The organism is Micromonospora sp. NPDC051296 (assembly GCF_040682255.1).
GTDB classification, from domain to species: Bacteria; Actinomycetota; Actinomycetes; order Mycobacteriales; family Micromonosporaceae; genus Micromonospora; species Micromonospora craterilacus.
The window spans coordinates 1-7,532 of record NZ_JBFBAO010000343.1 but is presented as its reverse complement, the minus strand read 5'-3'; the positions used below and the strand labels follow the sequence as shown (position 1 = coordinate 7,532).

5 protein-coding genes and 2 pseudogenes are annotated in these 7,532 nt (G+C 72.8%); 6 read left to right on the top strand and 1 reads right to left on the bottom strand.

Features of this window, described 5'->3' with window-relative positions; translation table 11 throughout:
- A pseudogene (locus AB0M52_RS27210) lies at positions 1-444 on the bottom strand (GTP-binding protein); the annotation flags it as partial.
- Between the two features lie 40 nt (positions 445-484).
- Here AB0M52_RS27210 and AB0M52_RS27205 point away from each other — a divergent pair.
- The 6 genes and pseudogenes from AB0M52_RS27205 to AB0M52_RS27180 all read left to right on the top strand — a co-directional run.
- Positions 485-1,693, top strand: a pseudogene (locus AB0M52_RS27205) (UDP-N-acetylmuramoyl-L-alanyl-D-glutamate--2,6-diaminopimelate ligase); the annotation flags it as partial.
- Entirely contained in the window at positions 1,690-3,111 is a 1,422-nt protein-coding gene (gene murF / locus AB0M52_RS27200; RefSeq protein WP_363959319.1) for a UDP-N-acetylmuramoyl-tripeptide--D-alanyl-D-alanine ligase, read from the top strand. The pseudogene AB0M52_RS27205 and the gene murF, both read left to right, overlap by 4 nt.
- Positions 3,108-4,241 carry a phospho-N-acetylmuramoyl-pentapeptide-transferase gene (gene mraY / locus AB0M52_RS27195; RefSeq protein WP_363959316.1) on the top strand — a complete coding sequence of 378 codons (1,134 nt, stop codon included), beginning with the start codon at positions 3,108-3,110 and terminating at the stop codon, positions 4,239-4,241. Before murF ends, mraY begins: the two co-directional genes overlap by 4 nt.
- A 457-nt stretch (positions 4,242-4,698) precedes the next feature.
- The gene (locus tag AB0M52_RS27190; protein WP_363959322.1) at positions 4,699-6,117 is read left to right on the top strand and encodes a putative peptidoglycan glycosyltransferase FtsW; all 1,419 of its coding nucleotides are present in this window, start codon (positions 4,699-4,701) and stop codon (positions 6,115-6,117) included.
- The gene (gene murG / locus AB0M52_RS27185; protein ID WP_363959313.1) at positions 6,117-7,223 is read left to right on the top strand and encodes an undecaprenyldiphospho-muramoylpentapeptide beta-N-acetylglucosaminyltransferase; all 1,107 of its coding nucleotides are present in this window, start codon (positions 6,117-6,119) and stop codon (positions 7,221-7,223) included. The genes AB0M52_RS27190 and murG overlap by 1 nt, the downstream gene beginning before the upstream one ends.
- Positions 7,224-7,341: 118 nt before the next feature.
- Positions 7,342-7,532: Mur ligase domain-containing protein (locus AB0M52_RS27180; protein WP_363959310.1), on the top strand; the 191-nt coding region annotated here is incomplete at its 3' end.

Genomic DNA, 7,532 nt, shown 5'->3' with positions numbered 1-7,532 from the left:
GTCGCGAAAGGCTTTCGGTGGGCCGACGACGATCGCAGTCAGTGACGCTGAGCGACGTGGCGAACCGTGCCGGGGTCTCCGGTGCCGCCGCTCGCGCGCCACCGCGTCGGTGTCGGCGGCCTGCTTGGCGTTGCGCAGCGACTCGACGATGCCCGCCTGCAACTCCTCGGTCAGCGCGCTGAAGTGGTCGCGCAGCATCCGCTGCGCCTGGCGGGCCGCGTCCCGGGTGTCCTTGTTCACCCGGACGAAGAAGTCGTCGACATGCCGCTGGACCGCCGTCTTCACCGTGGCCTGGCGGCGGCGCAGCAGCTGTTTGCCCTCGTCGCGGATGCTCTTGCCGCCGAACAGCGCCCCGGCGCCGATCGAGATCGGGTTGATCATCGGCATCCCGGCCAGGGTCAGGGCCAGGCCGAACATCAGCAGCCCGCCGTACGAGCCCTTCATGCCCGTGATCACCTTCTGGCTCACGGTGAACCGGTCGACGCTCGCCTCGGCCGTCTACGGCGACCCGACCGCGCAGCTGATCGTGATCGGGGTGACCGGCACCGCCGGCAAGACCTCCACCGCGTACCTCGTCGAGTCGGGGCTGCGCGCCGCCGGCCACACCACCGGCCTGATCGGCACCGTGGAGACCCGCCTCGGCGACCTGGTGGTGGACAGCGTCCGGACCACGCCCGAGGCCACCGACCTGCACGCGATGCTGGCCGCCGCCCGCGAGCGCGGGGTGACCGCGGTGGTCATGGAGGTCTCCAGCCACGCCCTGGCGATGGGCCGGGTCGGCGGGGTGCGCTTCACGGTGGGCGGCTGGACCAACTTCGGCTCCGACCACCTCGACTTCCACGCCGACTCCGCCGACTACTTCGCGGCCAAGGCGCGGCTGTTCGACGGCCGCTGCGCCGTCGAGGTGCTCAACCACGACGATCCGGCCCTGAAGGCGCTGTTTAAGCCGGCGACGGTCAGCTTCTCGGCGTCCGGCGACCCGGCCGCCACCTGGTGGGCCGACGACGCCGACGGCGAGGGGTACGCCCAGCGCTTCACCGCGCACGGCCCGGACGGGCTGGTGCTCCCCGCCGGGGTGGCGCTGCCGGGCCGGCACAACGTCGCGAACGCCCTGCTGGCCATCGCCACCCTGGTCGCCGCCGGGGTCGACCCGGTGACCGCCGCCGAGGGGGTGGCCGCCTGTGGCGGGGTACCCGGCCGGCTGGAGTCGGTGGGTGTGGCCGGCGGTGTGCGCGGGGTGGTCGACTACGCGCACAAACCGGACGCCGTGGTGGCCGCGCTGGCCGCGCTGCGGGAATTAAGTACCGGCCGGCTGATCTGCGTGATCGGCGCCGGCGGTGATCGGGATCGGAACAAGCGGCCGGTGATGGGTGCCGCCGCCGCGGAGGGGGCCGACGTGGTGGTGGTGACCGACGACAACCCGCGTACCGAGGATCCCGGGGCGATCCGCGCCGAGGTGCTCGCCGGCGCCTACCAGGCCGCCGCGCCGGACCGGGTGGTCGAGGTGGCCGGCCGGCGCGCGGCGATCGACGAGGCGGTCCGGCTGGCCGCGTCGGGTGACGTGGTGGCGGTTCTCGGCAAGGGCCACGAACGCGGCCAGGAGATCGCCGGCGAGGTGTACCCGTTCGACGACGTGACCGAACTCGCCGACGCCCTGCGGATCCGCTTCGGCGACCTGGCGGGGCAGCAGTGATCGCGCTGAGCCTGGCCGAGGTCGCGTCGGCCGTCGACGGGCGGCTGGTCGCCGCAGATCCCGCCGTGCTGGTCACCGGAAGCGTGGAGTTCGACTCGCGCAAGGTCACTCCGGGCGGACTCTTCGTCGCCTTCGACGGGGAGAAGGTCGACGGGCACGACTACGCCGCCGCGGCCGTCGACACCGGTGCGGTGGCGGTGCTGGGCACCCGCGAGGTGCCCGGCGTGCCGATGATCCTGGTCGCCGACGCGCTGGCCGCGATGGGCCGGCTGGCCCGGGTCGTGGTGGACCGGTTGCCGGAGCTGACCGTGATCGGGCTGACCGGCTCGTCCGGCAAGACCACCACCAAGGACCTGATCGCCCAGCTCACCGCGCGGCTCGGGGAGACGGTGGCGCCGCCCGGGTCGTTCAACAACGAGCTGGGGCACCCGTACACCGCGTTGCAGGCCGGGCCGTCGACCCGCTACCTGGTGATGGAGAAGGGCGCGCGGGGCATCGGTCACGTGCGGTACCTCTGCGACGTGGCGCCGCCGCGCATCTCGGTGGTGCTCAACGTCGGGGTGTCGCACATCGGCGAGTTCGGCTCGCAGGCGAACATCGCGCTGGCCAAGGGTGAGCTGGTCGAGGCGCTGCCGGCCGACGGCCTGGCCGTGCTGAACGCCGACGACCCGCTGGTCGACGCGATGGCCGCCCGCACGGCGGCCCGGGTGGTCCGGTACGGCGAGGCGGCGCACGCCGACGTCCGGGCCGTGGACGTGACCGTGGACGAGCGGGGGCGGCCCGCGTACACCCTGGTGACGCCGGAGGGCAGCGCCCCGGTGCGACTCGGGCTCACCGGGCGGCATCAGGTCTGGAACACCCTCGCCGCCGCGGCGGTGGCCCGTGAGCTGGGCATGCCGCTGGCCGAACTGGCCATCGCGCTCGGCGCGCTGGGGTTGGTCTCGACCCGTCGGATGGACGTCTTCGAGCGCGCCGACGGGGTGACCGTGATCGACGACTCGTACAACGCCAACCCGGCGTCGATGGCGGTGGCGCTGCGCGCGCTGGCCGGCATCGGGCACGGGGGGCGTACCGTCGCGGTGCTCGGTTACATGGCCGAGCTGGGCGAGTTCGAGGAGCCGGGGCACGCCGAGGTGGGCCGTCTCGCGGCGGAGCTGGGCGTCGACCGGCTGCTCGTGGTCGGCGACGCGGCGGCGCCGATCCACCACGGGGCGACATCGGTAGGTGACTGGGGAGGAGAGTCGGTGCTGCTCACCGATCAGACGGCGGCCGTCGAGGTGCTGCGTAGCGAGCTACGGCCGGGCGACGTCGTCCTGGTGAAGGGGTCCCGGTACCGGACCTGGGAGGTGGCCGACGCGCTGCGGGCCGACGCCGCGGGCAACGGCACGGGTACGGCGGCCGGGGGTGGCGCGGCGTGAGAGCGGTCATCGTGGCCATCGGGGTGGCCTTCCTCGTCTCGCTGTTCTGCACCCCGATCGCGATCAAGGTCTTCACCCGGCTGAAGGCCGGTCAGCCGATCCGGGCCGAGGGCCCGCAGATGCACCAGGGCAAGAAGGGCACCCCGACGATGGGCGGCGTGGTGTTCATCCTCGCCACCGTCATCGCGTACGTGGCCGGGCACCTCGCCCTGACCACCCTGCCGGACGCCCAGATCGCCCAGGTCGAGCCGACCATCACCGCGCTGGTGCTGCTCGGCCTGATGGTCTTCGCCGGTGCCGTCGGGTTCATCGACGACTTCCTCAAGGTGCGCAAGCGGCACAGCGGCGGCCTGAGCGCGCGCGGCAAGCTGCTCGGCCAGATCCTGGTCGGCGCGGTGTTCGGGGTGATCGCGCTCTACTTCCCGTCCACCATGACGGACGCCTCCGGCGCGGTGACCAACACCGAGACGGTCGGCAGCACCACGCTCAGCTTCATCCGGGACATCCCCGCGCTGGACGTCACCAAGATCGGTGCGGTGGTCATCTTCATCTTCGTGGTGATGGCCGCGACCAACGGCGTCAACCTCACCGACGGCCTCGACGGCCTGGCCACCGGCGCCTCGGTGATGGTGCTCGGCGCGTACGCGGTGATCGCGTTCTGGCAGTACCGGCACTGGTGCGCCGACCCGGCGTACACCGCCAACCCGAACAACTACTGCTACGCGGTCCGGGATCCGCTGGAGATCGCGCTGATCGCGGGTGCCGCGGCCGGGGCCTGTGTCGGCTTCCTGTGGTGGAACACCTCGCCGGCCCGGATTTTCATGGGCGACACCGGCGCGCTCGGCCTGGGCGGCCTGATCGCCGGAATGGCGATGTCCACCCGTACCATCCTGCTGCTGCCGATCATCGGCGGGCTGTTCGTGATCATCACGATGTCGGTGGTCATCCAGATCATCTCCTTCAAGACCACCGGCAAGCGGGTGTTCCGCATGTCGCCGTTGCAGCACCACTTCGAGCTCGCCGGCTGGAGCGAGGTCAACATCGTGGTCCGGTTCTGGATCATCGCCGGCATCGGCGTGGCCATCGCCCTCGGCCTCTTCTACAGCGACTTCCTCGCCAACATGGGCTGACGCCCGCCCGTACCGTCGATCATGAAGTTGGCGGAGATCTCGATCTCCACACCCTCCGTCAACTTCATGATCGACAGGGCGGTGATGTGACGGTGTGGCAGTGGGATGTGACCTAGCGCAAGCCCGACACGCCGACCGGCCGGTACCGCCGGTGTGAGCTGCCGGCAACCGCGATGATGGCGCTGTGGGGGAGGCGCGAGAACAGGACGGCTCGGAGACGAGCACCCGGCGGCCGGCCGGCGGCGCGGGTAGCGCCGGGGTGGCCGCCGCGACGCGACCAGGTGCCAGCGGGACGGCCGGCGCGGCGGGAACCGCCGGGTCGGCGGCCGGCAGCGGCGCACGGTCCGCGGGTTCCGGGCCGGCCGGCCCGGCGCGCTCCGGCGGATCCGGCGCCGAACGGCCGGGCGGGTCGGGCGCGGCACCGGCGACCGGTGGCCCATTGCGGGGCCTGGACGCGATGGGCGGGCTGGCCGCGCTGCGGGGGCTGCTGGCCCGGCCGCTGGCCTCCTACCACCTGCTGCTCGCCAGCGCCGGGCTGCTGCTGCTGATCGGCCTGACCATGGTCTTCTCGGCCACCAGCGTGCGCGACTACGCCCAGGGTGGCAACGCGTCGGCGTCGCTGACCAAGCAGGCGATCTTCGCGGTCATCGGCATCGTGGCGTTCTGGGCCTGCCAGCGGTTGCCGGTCAGCACCTACCGGGCGCTGGGTCGGCCGACGCTGGCCGTCGCGGTGGGGCTGCTGGTGCTGCTGAACCTGCTGGTGGCGTACGGGCGGCTGACCCGCGGCCCGGCGCAGATCGGCCCGGTGGAGGCCGAGCTGCTCTCGCTGCACGTCGGCGGCGTCGGGCTGCAACCCTCCGAGCTGGCGAAGTTCGCGCTGGTGCTGTGGGGGGCGTACGTGCTCGCCCGCAAGGGCGCCGCGTTGGGCTGGTGGCGGGAGTTGGCAGCCCCGCTGTTCCCGGTGGTGGGCCTGATGTGCGTCCTGGTCGGCTACAACGACCTGGGCAGCATGCTCTGCCTGTTGGCCCTGGTGGTCGGCCTGCTCTGGGCGGCGGGGGTGCGGCTGCGGGTCTTCGCCGCGCTCAGCGCGATCGGCCTGGTCGGCATCGGCCTGCTGGTCGCGGTCGCCTCGCTCGGTGCCGGTTCGGGCGTCCGGGGCGAGGAGAACTACCGGCTGGCCCGGCTCACCATGTTCTTCACGCCGCCGCCGCTGGACGCCTGCAAGGACGAACTCTGCTACCAGATGGTCCAGGCCCGGTACGCCATCGCCAACGGCGGCTGGTTCGGCACCGGGCTGGGCCAGGGGCGGACCAAGTGGGCCTGGCTGCCGGCGGCGGAGAACGACTTCATCTTCGCGGTGATCGCCGAGGAACTCGGGGTGGTCGGCTGCGTGGTGGTGGTCACCCTCTTCGCGGTGCTCGCCTACACCGGCCTGCGGATCGCCCGGCGGGTCGACGACCCGTTCCGCCGGCTGGCCGCCGCGGGCGCCGTCGCGTGGCTCGTCGGTCAGGCGTTCATCAACATCGGCGGGGTGATCGGCCTGCTGCCACTGACCGGCGTGCCGCTGCCGTTCATCTCCGACGGCGGCAGCGCCCTGGTCGTCACCCTGGCGGCGGTCGGCATGCTGGCCTCCTTCGCCCGCGCGGAACCCGATGCGGCCCGGGCACTGCATGCCCGTCCGCCGGCCCGGTGGGTCCGACTAGTGTGGGCACCGTTGCCGCCGCTTCCCGGCCGGCGTCGCCGTGCGGCGCCGCCGCCGGCTCCCCGGGGATCCGTCCCCCAGGCGCGCAAGCGGCGCAGGGACGACCAGGCCGCACCGCGTGGCGCCCGGGACGGCCGGGGCCGCGGCGGGTCGGCGGACGAGAGGAGACGTTGATGGGTCCGCTGCGTTCGGTGGTGCTCGCAGGAGGTGGCACCGGGGGGCACATCTACCCGTTGCTCGCCTTCGCCGACTGCCTGCGCCGACACGACCCCGGCGTCCGGGTCACCTGTCTCGGCACACCCAAGGGCCTGGAGAACGAGCTGATCCCGCCGGCCGGTTACGACCTGCGGCAGATCCCGGCCTACCAGCTGCCCCGGTCGATCAACATGAACCTGGTCCGCACCCCGGGCCGGATGTGGACCGCGGCCCGCGCGGCGGGCAAGGTCATCGACGAGGTACGCGCCGACGTGGTGGTCGGTTTCGGCGGGTACGTCTCGGTGCCGGCGTACCTGGCCGCCTGGCGACGGGAGCTGCCGATCGTGATCCACGAGGTGAACGTGCCGCCGGGTGTGGCCAACCGGCTGGGCATGAAGTTCACCCGGCACGTGGCGGTCGGCTTCCCGCACCAGCCGTCGCAGGCCGAGTCGCTGCGCGACGCGCGGGTGGTCGGCGTACCGCTGCGCCGCGGCATCGCCGGGCTGGACCGGTCGGCCATGCGCAATGCCGCCCGCGCCCACTTCGGGCTCCGCCCCGACCTGCCGGTGCTCTTCGTCGCCGGCGGTTCGCAGGGCGCCCGGTCGATCAACCTCGCGGTCGCCGGGGCGGCCAAGGAACTGGCCCGCAACGGCATCCAGGTGCTGCACGTCATCGGGGCCCGCAACGAGCCGGTGCCGATCCCCACCGACCTGCCGGTGCCGTACGTGACCCTGCCCTACCTGTCCGAGATGGAGGCCGGCTACGCCGCGGCGGACCTGATGCTCGGCCGGGGCGGGGCGATGACCTGCGCGGAGGTGGCCGCGATCGGCCTGCCGACCATCTACGTGCCGTACCCGCACAGCAACCAGGAGCAGAAGCGCAACGCGCTGCCGGTGGTCGAGGCCGGCGGCGGGCTGCTGGTCGACGACGCCGAGGTGACCCCGGACTGGATCGAACGGACGGTGATCCCGCTGATCCGCGACCCGCAGCGGCTGAACGCGATGGGCGTCGCCGCAGCCGGATACGGGCGGCGCGACGGCGACGAGGCGCTGCTCAACTTCGTCTACGAGGCGGTGTCTCGGTGAGCGCGAGGAGTGAGCCGGTTCTGCGAGCCCCGCAGTCGCGAACAACTGTCGGCTCGGTGAGCGCGAGGAGTGAGCCGGTTCTGCGAGCCCCGCAGTCGCGAACGAAAGGTTGGTCCCGATGACCACGTTCAGCCCGGCTGGCACCCTGACCGCCGAAGACCTGGGCCACATTCACCTGATCGGGGTGGGCGGGGTCGGCATGAGCGGCCTGGCCCGGCTGTTCCTCACCCGGGGACTGCCGGTCTCCGGCAGCGAGTTGCGCGAGTGGCCGTCCCTGGCCGGCCTGCGGGCGCTCGGTGGGACGATCCA